General features: G+C 70.3%; 18 protein-coding genes. 8 read left to right on the forward strand and 10 right to left on the reverse strand.

The window, feature by feature from the left end:
- Positions 1-92: 92 nt before the first annotated feature.
- From otsB to ACWC1K_RS47755, 3 genes are all read right to left on the reverse strand, one after another.
- Entirely contained in the window at positions 93-974 is an 882-nt protein-coding gene (otsB, locus tag ACWC1K_RS47745; protein ID WP_450840171.1) for a trehalose-phosphatase, read from the reverse strand.
- Positions 975-1,197: 223 nt separating this feature from the next.
- Complete coding sequence (locus ACWC1K_RS47750) at positions 1,198-1,467, reverse strand: DUF3263 domain-containing protein (RefSeq protein WP_450840172.1); 270 nt, start codon at positions 1,465-1,467, stop codon at positions 1,198-1,200.
- 40 nt (positions 1,468-1,507) lie between these two features.
- On the reverse strand, positions 1,508-2,818 hold the full coding sequence (locus ACWC1K_RS47755) for an ABC transporter substrate-binding protein (protein ID WP_450840174.1): 1,311 nt from the start codon (positions 2,816-2,818) through the stop codon (positions 1,508-1,510).
- A 71-nt stretch (positions 2,819-2,889) separates the two neighbouring features.
- Here ACWC1K_RS47755 and ACWC1K_RS47760 point away from each other — a divergent pair, with 71 nt between their 5' ends.
- From ACWC1K_RS47760 to ACWC1K_RS47770, 3 genes are all read left to right on the forward strand, one after another.
- Complete coding sequence (locus ACWC1K_RS47760; protein WP_450840175.1) at positions 2,890-3,831, forward strand: ROK family protein; 942 nt, start codon at positions 2,890-2,892, stop codon at positions 3,829-3,831.
- Positions 3,832-3,911: 80 nt separating this feature from the next.
- Positions 3,912-5,042, forward strand: a complete 1,131-nt coding sequence (nagA, locus tag ACWC1K_RS47765) for an N-acetylglucosamine-6-phosphate deacetylase (protein WP_450840200.1) — start codon at positions 3,912-3,914, stop codon at positions 5,040-5,042.
- Positions 5,043-5,144: 102 nt separating this feature from the next.
- Complete coding sequence (locus ACWC1K_RS47770; protein WP_450840177.1) at positions 5,145-6,074, forward strand: 1-phosphofructokinase family hexose kinase; 930 nt, start codon at positions 5,145-5,147, stop codon at positions 6,072-6,074.
- A 5-nt stretch (positions 6,075-6,079) separates the two neighbouring features.
- Here the strand turns inward: ACWC1K_RS47770 and ACWC1K_RS47775 are convergent, their stop codons facing one another.
- Complete coding sequence (locus tag ACWC1K_RS47775) at positions 6,080-7,018, reverse strand: carbohydrate-binding protein (RefSeq protein ID WP_450840179.1); 939 nt, start codon at positions 7,016-7,018, stop codon at positions 6,080-6,082.
- A 133-nt stretch (positions 7,019-7,151) separates the two neighbouring features.
- A complete protein-coding gene (cdgB, locus tag ACWC1K_RS47780) occupies positions 7,152-8,807 on the reverse strand; it encodes a diguanylate cyclase CdgB (RefSeq protein ID WP_450840180.1) in 1,656 nt (551 codons plus the stop codon).
- A 348-nt stretch (positions 8,808-9,155) separates the two neighbouring features.
- Here cdgB and ACWC1K_RS47785 point away from each other — a divergent pair, with 348 nt between their 5' ends.
- A complete protein-coding gene (locus ACWC1K_RS47785; protein WP_450840182.1) occupies positions 9,156-9,740 on the forward strand; it encodes a flavin reductase family protein in 585 nt (194 codons plus the stop codon).
- Positions 9,741-10,083: 343 nt separating this feature from the next.
- On the opposite strand, the gene ACWC1K_RS47790 is transcribed toward ACWC1K_RS47785, so the two are convergent.
- Positions 10,084-10,971 (reverse strand): sigma-70 family RNA polymerase sigma factor, encoded by an 888-nt coding sequence (locus ACWC1K_RS47790; RefSeq protein ID WP_450840184.1) that lies wholly within the window; start codon positions 10,969-10,971, stop codon positions 10,084-10,086.
- Positions 10,972-11,115: 144 nt separating this feature from the next.
- A complete protein-coding gene (gene arfB, locus ACWC1K_RS47795; protein ID WP_450840185.1) occupies positions 11,116-11,553 on the reverse strand; it encodes an alternative ribosome rescue aminoacyl-tRNA hydrolase ArfB in 438 nt (145 codons plus the stop codon).
- Positions 11,554-11,738: 185 nt separating this feature from the next.
- On the opposite strand from arfB, the gene ACWC1K_RS47800 reads away from it, so the two are divergent.
- Positions 11,739-12,314 carry a TerD family protein gene (locus tag ACWC1K_RS47800; RefSeq protein WP_351480735.1) on the forward strand — a complete coding sequence of 192 codons (576 nt, stop codon included), beginning with the start codon at positions 11,739-11,741 and terminating at the stop codon, positions 12,312-12,314.
- Positions 12,315-12,375: 61 nt separating this feature from the next.
- Here the strand turns inward: ACWC1K_RS47800 and ACWC1K_RS47805 are convergent, their stop codons facing one another.
- Together ACWC1K_RS47805 and ACWC1K_RS47810 are read right to left on the reverse strand one after the other, a co-directional pair.
- Positions 12,376-12,582: a DUF397 domain-containing protein gene (locus ACWC1K_RS47805; protein WP_450840187.1), complete on the reverse strand. Its 207-nt coding sequence runs from the start codon at positions 12,580-12,582 to the stop codon at positions 12,376-12,378.
- Entirely contained in the window at positions 12,579-13,454 is an 876-nt protein-coding gene (locus tag ACWC1K_RS47810; RefSeq protein WP_450840201.1) for a helix-turn-helix domain-containing protein, read from the reverse strand. Before ACWC1K_RS47810 ends, ACWC1K_RS47805 begins: the two co-directional genes overlap by 4 nt.
- A gap of 157 nt (positions 13,455-13,611) precedes the next feature.
- On the opposite strand from ACWC1K_RS47810, the gene ACWC1K_RS47815 reads away from it, so the two are divergent.
- The 3 genes from ACWC1K_RS47815 to ACWC1K_RS47825 all read left to right on the forward strand — a co-directional run bounded on the left by ACWC1K_RS47815 (position 13,612) and on the right by ACWC1K_RS47825 (position 15,854).
- Positions 13,612-14,088, forward strand: coding sequence for an ATP-binding protein (locus ACWC1K_RS47815; protein ID WP_450840189.1), 477 nt, complete (start codon positions 13,612-13,614; stop codon positions 14,086-14,088).
- Positions 14,089-14,275: 187 nt separating this feature from the next.
- The gene (locus tag ACWC1K_RS47820; RefSeq protein WP_450840191.1) at positions 14,276-15,202 is read left to right on the forward strand and encodes a helix-turn-helix domain-containing protein; all 927 of its coding nucleotides are present in this window, start codon (positions 14,276-14,278) and stop codon (positions 15,200-15,202) included.
- A gap of 49 nt (positions 15,203-15,251) precedes the next feature.
- A complete protein-coding gene (locus ACWC1K_RS47825; protein WP_450840193.1) occupies positions 15,252-15,854 on the forward strand; it encodes a Uma2 family endonuclease in 603 nt (200 codons plus the stop codon).
- Here ACWC1K_RS47825 and ACWC1K_RS47830 read toward each other — a convergent pair.
- Positions 15,833-16,102, reverse strand: coding sequence for a hypothetical protein (locus ACWC1K_RS47830; RefSeq protein ID WP_450840194.1), 270 nt, complete (start codon positions 16,100-16,102; stop codon positions 15,833-15,835). The two genes, ACWC1K_RS47825 and ACWC1K_RS47830, sit on opposite strands and share 22 nt — an antisense overlap.
- Positions 16,103-16,526 lie beyond the last annotated feature (424 nt).

A 16,526-nucleotide genomic window follows, 5' to 3' on the forward strand; every position in this document is an offset into this window, starting at 1 on the left:
GCTGCTGGTGTCGTACATGCCGAATGTGGGGCCGAACCGGGCGTGGGATCACGTGCCGGCCCCGCCTTTTCGGCCCTTGAGCGGCCTTGTCCTCAAACGCCGGACGGGCTGAGGTGCCCCGCCAGGGCTCGCAGCAGGTGCACGACCCCCTCCGGGCCGTCCACCACCAGGTCCGCTCGTTCCCGTAGTTCCGTCACCTCGTCGCTGCCGCTGCAGACGAGGAGGCCGGGGGTGCCGTCGGAGCGGAGTTTGTCGACGGCGGCGAAGGCGGGCAGGTCGCCGAGGTCGTCGCCTGCGTAGAGGACTGCCGACGCGCCGGTCTCGCGGACGTACTCCAGGAGGGCCACACCCTTGTCGGTGCCCGGGGAGCGCAGTTCGAGGACCAAGCGGCCGGGTTCGACGATCAGGCCGTGGCGGGTGGCGAGGTCGGTGAGGGGGTCGCGCAGGGCCTCGAAGGCGGCCTGGGGGTCGGAGGCGCGGCGGGTGTGGACCGCGACGGCGCGGCCCTTCTCCTCGATCCAGGTGCCCTGCCAGGCGCCGATGCGGTCGAGGAAGCCGGGGAGTTCGGCGCGGACCGCGGCGACGCCGGGGTGGGGGGCGGGCGCGCTGACGTTGCCGCTGACCGCGTCCCAGCGTTCGGCGCCGTAGTGGCCGAGGACGACCAGGTGCTCCAGGCCGGGGACCCCGGCGAAGCCGCCGTGCCGCACGGCGACGCCGGCCGGGCGGCCGGTGACCACCGCGACGGAGGCGATCCTCGGGGCGAGTGCGGCCAGCACGGGCACCGCCTCCGGGTGGGCGCGGGCCTGCTCGGGGTCCGCCACGATCGGGGCGAGGGTGCCGTCGAAGTCCAGGCCCACCACCGCTTTCGCGGGGTTCGCGAGGATCGCGGCGAGTCCGTCCCGGCCCGCCTGCGTGGCGGGAGTCGGCAGGGGGTCCATGGAGTGCGTCGAGTCCGTGTCCGTATGGGTGCCCATACGGTGACCATAACCGCGCGGGGCGGGGCGCACCCATGGCTCAGAGCCTGTGTCATATCCCCGGCCGGATCAGCGCGCGGCGTCTGGTGCGTGCGATCGCAAGGCGCCGGAGCGCCCTCGTAGCGGAGCTACTAGGGCGTTTCGGCAACGCCGCGAGCGTGCGTGCCAGGCGTCGCGCGCCCGGCCGGGGATATGACACAGGCTCTCAGGGGAGCGCCGGCCGTCAGCGCTCCGCTCGGCGGGTCTCCCGCACCCTCCGCAACCTGTTCACCGTCACCGGGTCGTGGGCCAGCGCCCGCTCGTCGTCCAGCAGGGCGTTGAGCAGCTGGTAGTAGCGGACGGGCGCCAGGCCCAGCTCCTCGCGTATGGCGCGCTCCTTGGCGCCGGGGCCCGGAAAGCCCCGGCGCTCGAGCGCGAGGACGGCCTGCTCACGGTCGCCCAGCGGCTCACGCGGCTCACGCGGCTCACGGCCCGCCGACTGCTCCTGGTCCATGTCCTGAACCGTAGCCCCCGCCACTGACAGCGCCCCGCGGCTAATGCGAGTTCTCCGCCATGGACGCCGTCGACTCCAGCTGCGCGAGGGTGGTCGCGGGGTTGCCGCCGGGGGCCACCGCGCCGCCTATGCGCTTCTTGACGGCCACGGCGACCGAGGCCCAGGAGGTCTTGTCGACGGGGTAGAGCTCGGACAGCGGCAGCTGCTTCAGGAACGGCGCCAGGGCGGCGTCCTGCTTGCCCGTGCTCATGACGTCGGAGGCGGAGGTGGTGACCGGCAGCAGGTCGTACTCGCGGGAGAAGGCGAGCACGTTCTTCTCGCTGTAGACGAAGTCGAGGAACTTGCCGACCTGCTCGGCGTGGCCGTTCTTCTTGAAGGCCATCATCCAGTCGGCCACGCCCATGGCGTTCTTGCTCTCGCCGTCCTTGCCGGGCATCGGCACCATGCCGAACTTCACCCCCTTCTTCGCGGCGATCTTCATCAGCGAGGGGTGCCCGTTGAGCATGCCGACCTGGCCCTTGGCGAAGGCCGCGAAGGCGGTGGCCCGGTTGAGGCTGCCGGGCGCTACGGGACCGGTCAGGCCCTTGTCGACCAGGTCGTCCTTCAGCCAGGTGAAGGTGTCGACGTTCTGCGCGGAGTCGAAGCCGTAGGTGCCGACGGTGTCGGTGTAACCGCCGCCGCCGCTCAGCAGCCACTGCATGGTCTCGGCCTGCGCCTCCTCCGGCCCGAGCGGCAGCGCGTACGGGTACTTCACGCCGCGCGCCTTGAGCACCTTGGCGTCGGCGGCGAGCTCGTTCCAGGTCTTCGGCGGGGTGAGCCCGGCGTTCTTGAAGAGCGTCTTGTTGTAGAAGAGCAGCCGGGTGGAGGCCGCGAACGGCAGCCCGTACTGCACGCCCTTCATCTGCCCCGCGGTGGCCAGCTGCGAGGCGAAGTCGGCCTGCGTGCTGATGGAGAGCATGTCGTCGGCCGAGTAGAGCAGACCCTTGTCGGCGTAGTCGGCGTACGCGCCTATCTGCGCCATGTCGGGTGCCTTGCCCGCGTCGACCAGCTCCTTGACCTTGCGGTCCACGTCGTTCCAGGAGTACACGGTGACGTCGATCTTCACGCCGGAGTGCTTACTCTCGTACTCCTCGACCAGCCGGTCCCAGTACTTCTGGGAGCTGTTGTCGGCGGAGTCGCCGTAGTCCGCGGCGACCAGTCTCAGGGTGACGTCCCCCGAGCCGCCGCCGGTCAGGCCGCAGCCGCCGAGGACCGCCGTCATGCCCAGTGCGGACACCGCCGCGATCGTTCCTGTCCTACCCCGCCGCTGCACTGCTGGTGACCCCAACCCTACTGTCTCTCTGTTCAACATGTGGACACGATAGGTCTACACCACGTAAGTGGACTAGACCTCTTGCGGGTCCTCGGGCCACACTGTCCCCCGTGAGACATGTCATCGCCCTGGATGTGGGCGGCACCGGGATGAAGGCCGCGCTGGTCGCGCAGGACGGCGCCCTCCTCCACCAGGCCCGCCGGGCGACCGGCCGCGAACGCGGGCCGGAAGCGGTCGTCGAGGGCATCCTCGACTTCGCCGCCGAGCTCAGTGCCCACGGCGCCGGGCACTTCGGCGAGCCCGCGTCCGCCGCCGGCCTCGCCGTCCCCGGCATCGTCGACGCCGACCGGGGCATCGCCTCCTACGCGGCCAACCTCGGCTGGCGCGACGTACCCCTGCGCGATCTGCTCGCGAAGCGGCTCGGCATCCCGGTCGCCCTCGGCCACGACGTACGCACCGGCGGTCTCGCGGAGGGCCGCATCGGCGCCGGACAGGGCGCCGACCGCTTCCTCTTCGTCCCCCTCGGCACCGGCATCGCGGGCGCGATCGGCATCGCGGGCCGGGTGGAGGCGGGCGCGCACGGCTTCGCGGGCGAGATCGGCCACATCGTCGTACGGCCCGGGGGCAGCCCCTGTCCCTGCGGCCAGCGGGGCTGCCTGGAGCGCTACGCCTCCGCGGCGGCGGTCAGCGAGGCCTGGGCGCAGGCCTGCGGAGATCCGGATGCGGACGCCGCCGACTGCGCCAAGGCCGTCGCGTCCGGCGACCCGAACGCCGTACGGGTCTGGCAGCACGCGGTCGACGCCCTGGCCGACGGCCTGGTCACCGCCCTCACCCTGCTGGACCCCCGCATCCTGATCATCGGCGGCGGCCTGGCGGAGGCGGGGGACACCTTGTTCACACCGCTGCGGGAGGCCGTCCGGCGGCGGGTCACGTTCCAGAAACTGCCAGCGATCGTCCCTGCGGCGCTGGGCGACAGCGCCGGATGCCTGGGCGCGGGACTCCTTGCCTGGGATCTCCTAGCCACCACTGACCGCACGGAGGAGCCCACGTGACGCCACCCCCCTCAGGGGCGCGGGGAACTGCGCGATCAACCACGACGCACCCGCATCCCGCAACGGCCCGCACCCCCCTGGTGCTCTCCGGCGCCAACGTGGTCCTCCCCACCGGAACCATCGAGAACGGCCGGGTGTTCGTCGAGGGCACTCGCATCGCCGGTGCGGCATCACCTGACGCTCAGCTGATCGACCTCACCGGCCACCACGTGGTGCCCGGCTTCGTGGACCTCCACAACCACGGCGGCGGCGGAGCCTCCTTCACCTCGGGCACCGTCGAGGACGTCCTCACAGGCATCCACACCCACCGCCTGCACGGCACGACCACCCTGGTCGCCTCGACGGTCACCGACGACATGGACCTCCTCGCCCAGCGGGCTGGCCTGCTGAGCGAGCTCGCCGAGCAGGGCGACATCGCCGGCATCCACTTCGAGGGCCCGTTCATCTCCCCGTGCCGCAAGGGCGCCCACTCCGAGAAGCTGCTGCGCGACCCGGACCCGGATCAGGTGCGCAAACTGATCGACGCGGCGCGCGGCCGGGCCAGGATGGTCACCCTCGCCACCGAACTCCCCGGCGGCCTCGACTCCGTACGCCTCCTGGCCGAACTCGGCGTCGTCGCGGCGATCGGCCACACCGACGCGACGTACGAGCAGACGGTGGCGGCGATCGACGCGGGCGCCACGGTCGCCACCCACCTCTTCAACGCGATGCCGCAGATCGGCCACCGGGCCCCGGGCCCGATCACCGCCCTCCTGGAGGACGAACGCGTCACCGTCGAGCTCATCAACGACGGCACCCATCTGCACCCGGCAGCCCTCCAGCTCGCCTTCCACCACGCCGGCGCGGACCGGGTCGCCCTCATCACGGACGCGATGGACGCGGCCGGTTTCGGCGACGGGCGCTATCTGCTGGGCCCTCTGGAGGTGGAGGTCACCGAGGGGGTGGCGCGGCTGGTCGAAGGCGGCTCGATCGCGGGATCGACGCTCACGCTGGACCGGGCGTTCCAGCGGGCGGTGACGGTGGACGGGCTGCCCGTGGAGGACGTCGTCAGGGCGATCTCGGCCAATCCCGCCAAGCTGCTGGGCCTGTACGACCGGATCGGCTCCCTGGAGCCCGGAAAGGACGCCGACCTGGTGGTTCTCGACCATCAATTCGCCCTCAAGGGCGTGATGCGCCGCGGGGAATGGGTGGTCGATCCCCAACTGGGGTGATGTGTCCGGCTGTTGGGGGCGGCGGTTGTCCTGCGAGACTGGGACGGCCGCCGTCCGTTTCGGCGGACGCATCGCATTCGTCTTCGGGGGAGGTCGGCCGAGGTGATCCTCACGGTCACGCTGAACACCGCTCTCGACCTCACCTACCGCATACCGGCGCTCGAGCCGCACGCCTCGCACCGGATCACCGAGGTGACCGAACGGCCCGGCGGCAAGGGCGTGAACGTGGCGCGGGTGCTCGCGGCCCTCGGCCACGAGGTGACGGTCACCGGCTTCACGGGCGGCGCCACCGGCCGCACGGTCCAGGACCTGCTGACCGCCACACCCGGCCTGGTGGACGCCCTCGTCCCGGTCGGGGGTCCGACAAGGCGCACGATCGCGCTGGTGGACGCCCGCACAGGCGACACCACGCAGCTCAACGAACCGGGCCCTACCATCACCCCCGCCGAGTGGTCCGCCTTCCAGGAGGCCTACGAGGACCTGCTCGCGCCGGCGTCCGCGGTGGCCCTGTGCGGCAGCCTGCCGCCGGGTGTCCCGGTGGGCGCGTACGCGGGCCTGATACGTCTCGCGAAGGCGGCCGGGGTGCCCGTACTCCTGGACACCAGCGGCGAACCCCTGCGCCGCGGAGTCGCCGCCCGCCCGGACCTCGTCAAACCGAACGCCGACGAACTGGCCGAACTCACCGGCTCCCACGACCCCCTGCGCGGCGCCCAGGACACCCGCCGCCGCGGCGCCCGCTCGGTCGTCGCCTCCCTCGGGACGGGCGGCCTCCTGGCGGTCACCCCGGAGGGCCGCTGGCGCGCCACCCCGCCCGCCCGCCTCCACGGCAACCCGACGGGCGCGGGCGACTCGGCGGTCGCGGGCCTGCTGTCGGGCCTGGCGGAACAACTCCCGTGGCCGGAACGGCTGTCCCGGGCGGTGGCCCTGTCAGCCGCGACCGTACTGGCGCCGGTGGCGGGGGAGTTCGACCGGGGGGCGTACGAGGAACTGGTGGGGCGGGTGGCGGTGACGGGGGACGCGTCCGCGGCGTGAACGCCTCAGGGCTTCGTGAGCCACACCTGATCGAGGAAGGCATTGCACTGGTTCCCCTGACCGCAGGAGATCTCCAGCGTGTTGCTGCCCTTCTTCAACGTCACCGGAGCCCAGGTGGACTGCCAGCCCTTCTCCCAGTCTCCCTGCGGCATGTGGGTGAAGTTCTTCATGCCCAGGGGCTGGCTGCTGGGCGTGCCGTTGACCTTGAGCGTCGCGTTGGCGTCCACACCGGGAATGTCGTACTGCACGTACAGCCGGTAGGAGCCGGCCTTCGGAATGCCGTCGACACTCCATGTGACCACGGCGCCGGGAGTGTTGAAGCCGGTCACGTAGACCCCGCCGTCCGCCTTCGACCCCTTGACGTCCGATGCCGTGCCCAGGCCGGGGCCGAGGGTGAGGTCCTTCGCGTCGGACTTCGGCAGCTCCCCCGAAGCGTTGCTGCTCGCCGACTGGCTCGGCTTCGAGCTCTGCGAGGTGGACGGCGTGCTGGAGGAGCCGCCGCCCGCCTTGTCGTCCTTGGAGTTGCCGTTCATCATCGCCACGCCGATGCCGATGACGACCGCGGCGACCACCGCGATCGCGCCGATCAGCAGGCCCTTGGTGTTGGGGCCGCGGCGGCCACCGCCGCCGCTGTACGGCGGCTGCTGCGGGGCCGTGGGAGCGCCGCCGCCGGGGAGTGTCTCCGGCGCCGCGTAGTGGGCGCTCGGCTGGCCGTAGGCGCCCTGCTGCTGCGGGACCTGGCCGTAGGCGGCCGTCTGCTGGGCCTGGGCCGGCTGGCCGTACTGCCGCTGGCCGACGGCCCGCACCCGGTTGACGGAGCCCGGGTAGCCGTAGCCGCCGCCACCGGACGGCGGCTGCGCCCCGTTGGCCTGCCCGTCGGCGTAGAGGTAGCCGAACGGGTCGTCGTCCTCGGGCGTGCTGGCGCCGTTGTTGCCGGACGTCATCTCCGTGGTACTCCTCAGCGGTGCGGGTCGAACGCGATGCGTGGGGTCAGAATGGCGAGCCTACCCGCTCCAGCTGCCCCAAACGGGTGACTCGGATCGCATCCGTCCGCGGACCCGGCACCTGACCTGGAGATCAGCCCGCGCGTCTGTGCTGTTTGGGACGAGATCGTTTCTCTACGTACATCCGCTCGTCGGCGGACTTCAACACTTCGTCCGCAGTCATGCCGCAGTGCGCCCACCCGATGCCGAAGCTGGCGCCCACACGCACGGCCCGCCCCTCGGCCCGGATGGGCTGGATGATCTCGTTGCGCAGGCGTACGGCCAGGTCCTGGGCGTCGGCCCGGCCGAGCCCGTCCGCGAGGATCACGAACTCGTCGCCGCCGAGCCGCGCGACCGTGTCGCCGTCGCGCACGGCCCGCGACAGCCGCCGGGCGACCTCGATGAGAACCGCGTCACCCGCGTTGTGCCCGAACCGGTCGTTGATCGACTTGAAGCCGTCCAGGTCGCAGAAGAGCACCGCGAGCCCCTTGGTGCCGTCGTCGTGGTCGCTCTGGGGCGCGGCGGTGTGCACATGGTGGTCGAACCCGTCGTACACCTCGACGCCGCCCGGCCGGAAGTCGAAGCCGTGGCCGCCCGCGTCGTAGACGGGATGGCCGTACGCCGCGTCCAGGGACTCCAGGGCGCCGGAGTGGGCGGCGCGCTGACAGAGACGGGAGGAGAGCCGGGAGCGCAGCTCGGCGGAGTTCGGCAGGCCGGTGAGCGAGTCGTGGGAGGCGCGGTGGGCGAGCTGCAGCTCGCGCCGCTTGCGATCCTCTATGTCCTCGACGTGGGTGAGCAGGAAGCGGGGCCCGTCGGCCGCGTCCGCGACCACGGAGTTGCGCAGCGACACCCACACGTACGTGCCGTCTCGGCGCCCGAGGCGGAGTTCCGCCCGGCCGCCCTCCGCCGACGTCCTCAGCAGGGTGCCGATGTCCTCGGGGTGGACGAGGTCGGAGAAGGCGTAGCGGCGCATCGCGGAGGCGGGACGGCCGAGCAGGCGGCACAGCGCGTCGTTGGTCCGCAGGATCCGGCCGTGCTGGTCGCCGCCCATCTCGGCGATCGCCATGCCGGAGGGGGCGTATTCGAAGGCCTGCCTGAAGCTTTCCTCGCTCGCCCGCAGGGCCTGCTGCTCCCTTTCGAGTCTGACCAGTGCCCGCTGCATATTCGCACGTAGACGCGCGTTGCTGATCGCGATGGCGGCCTGGAACGCATACATCTGGAGCGCTTCGCGACCCCATGCGCCCGGCCGCCGGCCGTTGCGCGGCCGGTCCACGGACAGGACGCCGATCAGCTCCCCGCAACTGCCGCCGGGAGAGGGGGGCATGTACATGGGCGCGAACAGCCGGTCCGAGGGATGCCACTCGTCCTCGAAGCGGGGCGCGGGGCCGTCGGTGTACCACTGCGGGACGTCGTCGTCGTCGAGGACCCAGCCCTCGGTGTGCGATATGAACACCAGGTCGCCCCAGTGCTCGCCCATACTCAGACGCCGCTCCCAGGACTCGCGGGAGCCGACCCGGCCCGTAATGAGCGCTTCGGCCGCCGGGTTCCCGGCGAAGGCGGCGACGACGAGATCTCCGTCCGGACGTACGAGATTGACGCACGCCAGCTCGTACCCGAGACCGTTGACCACGCCGTCGGCGACGGTCTGCAGCGTGTCCGCCAGGCTTCGGGCCGTGTTCATGTCAGCCATGACCTGGTGAAGTTGTCGCAGGGTCGCAAGACGGACGTAGGGCTCCGACTCGGTCTCCATGCTCGCCCTCCCCCCGAGACCTCGCAGCGAATCAAGGGTTCTCATCGGCGTATCGTCATTGGCAGCTTCCCAGCCACTGAATCACAATGCGCTGCCCACTCGGTACACAGGGTCAACAATTAGTGGCTCTTGTGACTCAAGTCACAGCTAAAGATGAACAATTGAGTGGTGTTTCTGCGTTTTCCCTGTGCGTTTACTGAACGCAAACTTTGTGGGTATGTGAAGGCGTGCCGCCCAAGGGTACGGCGAACTCCGCTGAACTCCGCTGAACTCCGCCGATGGTCCTAGGTCCGGTATCGGCCCGGGGCCCGATGCGGCCCGCGCGGGGCGGACACTAGCGTCTCGGGCGTGCCGAACACTCCCGCTGCCACGTTCCCGATCACTGCCCCGCCCGCCTCCGGGCATGCTGAGGGGGTGAGCAACGAGGAGTTCCGCGCCGCCATGGCCCGGCTGGCCGCAGGTGTGGTCCTGGTGACCGCGCAGGAGCCACCGCTCGACCCGGACGACCCGACGGCACCGGGCGGCGAGGACGTCGGCATGACGGCCACGGCCTTCATGTCCGTCTCCCTCGACCCGCCCCTGGTCCTGGTCAGCCTGCGCGAGGGCTCCCGCATGGACGACCTGCTCGACGAGCAGCCCCTGTGGGCGGTCTCGGTCCTCTCGGAGAGCCAGCGCCACATCGCCGGCCGCTTCGCCATGAAGGGCCGCATCAGCGACCGACTGCTGTTCGAGGACATCCCGTACGTACGGGGAGAGGCGACCGGGGCTCCCCTGGTGGGCGGCGCCCTGGCCACCCTGGAGTGCCGCACGGAACAACGGGTACGGGCGGGGGACCACACGCTGGTGATCGGACGGGTCCTGACGGCGGGCGTACCGAGCGCGGACGGGGGGCCGCTGGCTTACTTCCGGGGGCGGTATCGGCACTTGGGCTGAGCCGGGCACTTGGCATGCGGCATTTTCAGCACAGCGGGGGTGCCGAGCGCGGACAGGGGCCGCTGGCTTACTTCCGGGGGCGGTACCGGCACTTGGGCTGAGCTGGGCACTTGGCATGCGGCATTTTCAGCCCGTCCGGCGTTTGAGGACGAGGCCGTCCAGGCCGATCGGGGTCCGGGGCGGAGCCCCGCCGGGGTGCAGGGGGCGCAGCCCCGCCGGGGTGCAGGGGGCGCAGTCCCCGCCGGGGTCCAGGGGCGGAGCCCCTGGCGGGGGCGAAGGGGCGGCAGCCCCTGGGGACGGGACGGGAAGGGGCGGCGGGGGCGAAAACACGCCCCGGGACCCCCTAGTCCACGAGGATGACGCGCTGCTCCGCCACCCGCGCAGCGCCCAGCACGATGTCGATGACCGCGATCCGCTCCCGCACGAAGGTGAAGGCCAGCGTCCGGTCCAGCCGCCCGTCGATGAACACGGCAAGCCCCGTGACACCGTCGACCAGCGCGGGCCGCGAAACCGCCCCGAAGTGCCGGAAGCTGGACGCACCCTTCGCGACCGCCGCCGCCCCCGTGGTCACACCGACATCGGTGCGCGCGACGACGTCAGGGTCGAGCAACTCGACCAGGGCGTCGAAGTCACCCTCCCGCGCGGCCGCCAGAAACGCATCCACGACCTCCCGCTGCCGCACCAGATCGGCATCGCGCGCCTCAGCCCCCTGCACCCGCCGCCGCGCCCGACTGGCCAACTGCCGCGCCGCCTCCGGGCTCCGCCCCACGATCTCCCCGACCTCCTCGTACGACACCGCGAACAGGTCGTGCAGCACGAACGCCAGCCGCTCGGCAGGCGTCAACGTCTCGAGCACGACGAGCAACGCGACGCCCACGGAGTCGGCGAGCAGCGCGTCCTGCTCGGGATCGGCCCCGCCGGAAACGTCCGCCACGCGCGCGGCGACCGCACCGCTCTCCAACGGCTCCTCCGCCCGCGATTTGCGAGAGCGCAGCATGTCCAGACAGACCCGCCCGACCACCGTCGTGAGCCAGCCACCCAGGTTGTCCACCTGCCGGGCGTCGGTACGACTGAGCCGGAACCAGGCCTCCTGCACCGCGTCATCTGCCTCGGCGCCAGAACCGAGCATTCGGTAGGCAACAGCTCGGAGATGACCCCGGTGCGATTCGAATCGCCGGGCAAGAAATTCCTTCTCCGCCGGAAGGTCGTTCGGAACTTCGCTTTCGCTCATCGCCACAGCTCCCCGCTCACAGGTCCGTTGCCGGTTCTCACTGACATGACGGACGGGGAGGCGAGGATGTGACAGCGGGATGCGCCAAGGGGCCAAGAACAAGGGACGTTCTACGAATAGCGGGGAACCTTTCCGCGCCAGTCGTTACGACCAGTCCCGCCTGGACCGCCCCCGCTTCGTATCGGATCGCTGCTTCTTCTCCCGCAACCGCCGCTCATTGATCCCGCGCGGAATACGGGTCGCCCGCCGCGGCTTGGGCGGCGGCGCGCTGGCCTCGGCGAGAAGGGAGGCGAGCCGTACGGCGGCGGTCTCGCGGTTGCGCCACTGGGACCGGTGCTCGGAAGCACGTACGACTACAACCCCGTCGACGAGCCGGCCGGCGAGCCGCTCCAACGCCCGCGCCTTCCACACCTCGGGCAGCGACTCGGTCTTCGCCAGGTCGAAGCGCAGCTCCACCTGCGAGTCACTGGTGTTGACGTGCTGCCCGCCGGGCCCCGACGACCGCGAGAAACGCCACATGAGCTCGGCCTCGGGGAGCGAGACGGAGCCACGGATGAGGTAGGGACCGGACATGCCGTCCATGGTCCCGCAGCTGACCGGCACACGTCACGCGAATAACGTTCACCCGAAGTTCGGTAAAGAAAGTAAAGACACATGGAACCTTCGATGCCCCTCTTGGCGTTGGTAGGGGTAGCTGTAGCTTCATGCCCGTACGACCCGTACCGGCCGCACCGCCGTACGCAAAACGAGGGAAAGGACTCCCAACCATGGCTGTAAGCCTGTCCAAGGGTGGCAACGTCTCGCTCACCAAGGAGGCTCCGGGCCTGACCGCCGTCACCGTGGGCCTCGGCTGGGACGTCCGCACCACCACGGGCACGGACTTCGACCTCGACGCCTCCGCGATCGCGGTCAACGCGCAGGGCAAGGTCTTCTCGGACGCCCACTTCGTCTTCTTCAACAACAAGCAGACCCCGGACAACACCATCGTCCACACCGGTGACAACCGCACCGGCGAGGGCGAGGGCGACGACGAGGCGATCAACGTCAACCTGGCGGGCCTCCCGGCCGACATCGACAAGATCGTCTTCCCGGTCTCCATCTACGACGCGGAGAACCGCTCGCAGAACTTCGGCCAGGTCCGCAACGCCTACATCCGCATCATCAACCAGGCCGGCGGCGCCGAGATCGCCCGCTACGACCTCTCGGAGGACGCGGCCACGGAGACGGCCATGGTCTTCGGCGAGCTCTACCGCAACGGCGCGGAATGGAAGTTCCGCGCGGTGGGCCAGGGCTACGCCTCGGGTCTGGTGGGCATCGCGCAGGACTTCGGTGTGAACGTCTGAGGGACGCTGCGCTGAGCGGGAGCCCCTGGTTGCGGTGTGCTGCGGCCGGGGGCTCCGGCGTTCAGTCCTTCACCAGCGGCACGAAGTTCGCCCACGTAGTGGGGGCGAAGGCCAGCCGGGGGCCGGCGGTGTTCTTGGAGTCGCGGACGTGGATTGTGCCAGGGGTGGTGGCTATTTCGACGCAGGAGTTGCCGTCATTGCCGCTGCTGTAGCTGCTCTTGAACCACGCCAGGTCGGAGACGTCCCCGGCAGCGGACTTGCGGATCATGTTTCTCCCAGCAGTTGCTCGATGAAGGCCAGCGACTCCCCTGGTGAGAGAGCCTGCGCCCGGATGGTGCCATACCGCAGTTCAAGGATGCGCAGCTGTTTCGGGTCCGATGTCGGGCGGCCGTTGAACGCGCCGCTGGAGCGCCCCACTGCCGTACCGTCCGGGAACTTCAGCACCTCGATGCTTCCGTCCAGGCCGGAGTGGACCTCTGAGTTCAACGGCATCACCTGAAGCACGACGTTGTGCAGCTGCCCCACCTCCAGGAGGTGTTCGAGCTGCCCTCGCCACACCATTGTGCCTCCGATGGGACGACGCAGTACGGCCTCTTCCAGCACGAAGTGGATGGAAGGTGCCGGGTCACGTTCGAAGACCGAACGCCGAGCCAAACGAGCAGTCACCATCCGTTCCACGTCGTCCGGCGAGTAGGGCGGCTGAGCCGCAGAGATCACGGCCCTGGCATGATCCGGCGTCTGCAACAGGCCGTTGATGCTGTTGCACTCATACACCCCGATCTCGACGGTCTGAGCCTCCAACTTGGCCAGCTCCCGCACCCTCTTCGGGTACCGGACCTTCTTCACGTCCTCCCACGTCGCGGCGATGAGCCCGTCCGCCCCCAACACCTCGTCGGCCTTGTACAGGTACTCCTGCCGGGGAATCCGCTTCCCGCCCTCGATCTTGTAGACCAGGTCCTCGCCGTACCCGACCGCCTCACCGAACTCGGCGGCTCGCATCCCCACCGCCTCGCGCCGCAACTTCAGCTGACGCCCGACGGTGGCAATGACCGCAACTCCCCACTCGTCATCCGGGTCCACCTCCCAACCCGGCTCGTCCGCCTCGGTCTTGAGCCGACCCGCCTCCGCATCCACCGACATCCCGCGTGCCCCTCCGTCGTACCTGGCCCTACCGCGCGCCCCTACCCGTACGGCCCTCTCCGACAGCCCGGACACCACCGGACAACGTCCGGACAGTCACCGTACGCAACGGCGTCGTCACTGTTCACGGTAAGCGTGCGCGGCCACGCTGAGTGACGTGAATCAAGAAACCGCCGTCATCCGCAACTTCAGCGCGCAGCTGTCCTCCACCCCACGAGGAGCACGCCTGGCCCGACTGCTGACCACCGAGCAACTCCGCACCTGGGGACTGCCGTTGGACCCGGCGGAGCAGATCGTGGCGGAGCTGGCGGCGAACGCGTCGACCCACGGCCGCGTACCGGGACGCGACTTTCGCCTGACGCTCTACGTCGTCGGCGACACCCTGCGCATCGAGGTCACGGACACGCGAGGCGACCGGATGCCGAGCACCCAACTCACCCCTGTGGACGCAGAGTCGGGCCGAGGCCTCGTACTCGTGGACGCGCTGGCGGACAGGTGGGGCGTGGCACGGGGGCTGCCGCCGCGCAAGACGGTGTGGGCCGAAGTCCGCCTCGACCGGAGCACGGCGGAGCATGTTCTGGTGGGCCCGCGCTCCGGTGACACGGGACGTCTTTCCCAAGGAACGAGACGGTGAAAGGACCCCTACCAAACCAAACCCGCGCTGCTCACTCGCCCGAGTGAACATCACCAACTCAGCTGGATTTCGGCCCGGTTGCCTGCCCTACAGTCGGCGCAACACAACCCCACACATGCAACGGCCCCCGCCGGGACTGCAATCCCAGTGCGGGGGCCTGACCACCGAGGAAGATCGGACCTTCCTGATGGACACCGAAAACCCTAGCGTGCGCCCGCACGCCCAGTCCCGCGTCGCAGCCAAAAAACACCCGAACCGGCGGGATCCCGAAACCGGCGGCGGTCTGATCCACGACCACACCCGCCACACCACCCGCTTCACGGTGATCGGCAACCACCTCACCCAGCACGCGGAGCTGTCGCTTCTCGCGATCGGCCTGGCCTGCCACATCCAGTCGCTGCCGAAGGGCGCTTCCGCCGACATCAAGACCCTCGCCGCCCGCTTCCCCGAGGGCCCGACCCGCATCGCCGCCGCCCTGCGCGAACTGGAAGCCCACGGCTACCTGCGCCGCGAACGCAAACGCATCACCGGCGGCCGTATCGTCACGCGCACGATCTCGTGCAACCAGCCGAAGCCGCACCGCGCTCAGCGGGCCGACCACGCAGCCCAGGCGCCCGCAGCCGCCCACCCCGTACGCCCATGCCCGGCCCCGACACCCGCAGCCACACACGACACCCCGCTCCCCAAGAAGCACCCCGCACGCCCCCTCCCTGCCGTACCGCACCCGTCGTACCCCGCCCCCGCCCTCCTCCAGACGGCCACCGACCTCCTCACCGGTCTGCGCAACGCCGACCCCCGCCTCCTCCTCTCGACCCGGGACGCGGCCCATCTCACCCCCGGCCTCGCCGCCTGGCTGGAACGAGACGTCAGCCCCACCGCCGTACGCCACGCCCTGACCAGCGACCTCCCACCCGAAGGCCTACGCCGCCCGGCCGCCCTCCTGGCCCACCGCCTGACCGCCTTGCTGCCGCCACCGCCGCCCTTCCGGCCCCCCACGTCACGGTCTGCCGACCGCCACCCGCTCCAGAACTGCAACGGCTGCGACCGCGCCTTCCGCGCGCCTTCCCCCGGGCGCTGCCGCGACTGCCGATCCGATCTTCAGGAGGCCGCCTAACATGGACGTGACGATCCTTGCCCCCGGGCACAGACGAGGAGCGAGCGCCATGACCATCGCCCCCGACAACGCGCGGCACAGCGCGGCCTCCGCCTACCGGGCCATGCGGGATTTCGTTCAGTCCACGGACGACACCCTCCCCGGCAAGTTCGAGATCACCAAGGAAGGGATCGTCCACGACATGATGTCGCCGGGAGGAGCGCACGAGGTCACGGCAGCACGCATCAGCCGCCGGCTTGAGAAGGTCATGCCGGACGAGCTGCTGGCCCACAACGGCGCCCCCGATGTGGAGGACGAGCCCGAAGGCATCATGCGCCACCCCGACGTCATGGTGATCGCCTGGACCGACCTGGACACTGAAGGTTCCATCGACCCGCATACCCTCATCGCCGCCATCGAAGTGGTCTCCCGCTCCAACCCGGACAACGACTGGGTGAGCAAGATGCGCGACTACCCCTTGATCGGCATCCCCGTCTACGCGATCTTCGACCCCCGCACCGGCGAGGGCGCCGTCCTCACCGACATCCACCCCACCCCCGACGGCCCCCGCTACGCCACCCGCAAGGACTTCGTCTACGGCGAGGACGTCACCATCGGCGACTGGACGATCTCCACGGACGGCCTGCCGCGCTACCAGCCCATCGGCCGGTAGTACCCCAACACAGCCGCCAACTGCGCAAACCACTCCCCCAGCTGCGCCCTCGGCTTCGCCTGCACCACACACTCGTAGAACTGGCCGCCCGGCAGCACCACCGCCACCATCAGCGCCTTGCCGTTCGGGCTCGCCTTGTAGTGGATGCTGCCGATCTCCTGCCAGGAGAACTCGATGGCCGCACCGTGATCCTCGAAGGCAACCCCCGCGATGTCGACCACGACCGAGTTGTGAACGTCGACCGCCATGAACTCCGGCCCTTGCGCAGGCGGTTGGGGCTGCGGACTCGGAGCGGCGTACTGCGGTGGCGGCGGACCGAAGCCGGCCGGGGTCGTGGCCGGTGGGTGCGGCGGCGGGGGCGGTGGCTGCTGACCGTACGAGGGCTGATGGCCGTACGGCGGCTGCGGCGGTGTCGTCATCGTCTTCCGTCCCCGGAATCGTGGTGTGGCTACCGGGAAATCTTCCCAAAGCTCAGCGCATGCTGCGGATACTGTCGGGCCCCATGGTCCTCGAACAGCTCACCCCGAAAGACGGCTCCCTCCCCGCCGAGCTGCTCACCAAGCTCACGGCCCTCTACGCCTCCAACCGCGAGTTCCACGTAGCCTGCGCCCATTGTGGAGGACGAAGAGACGAGTCCGACTGTCCGAGTGGGCGGCGAGAGCCCCGGAGCGA

Source organism: Streptomyces sp. NPDC001492, assembly GCF_053597275.1.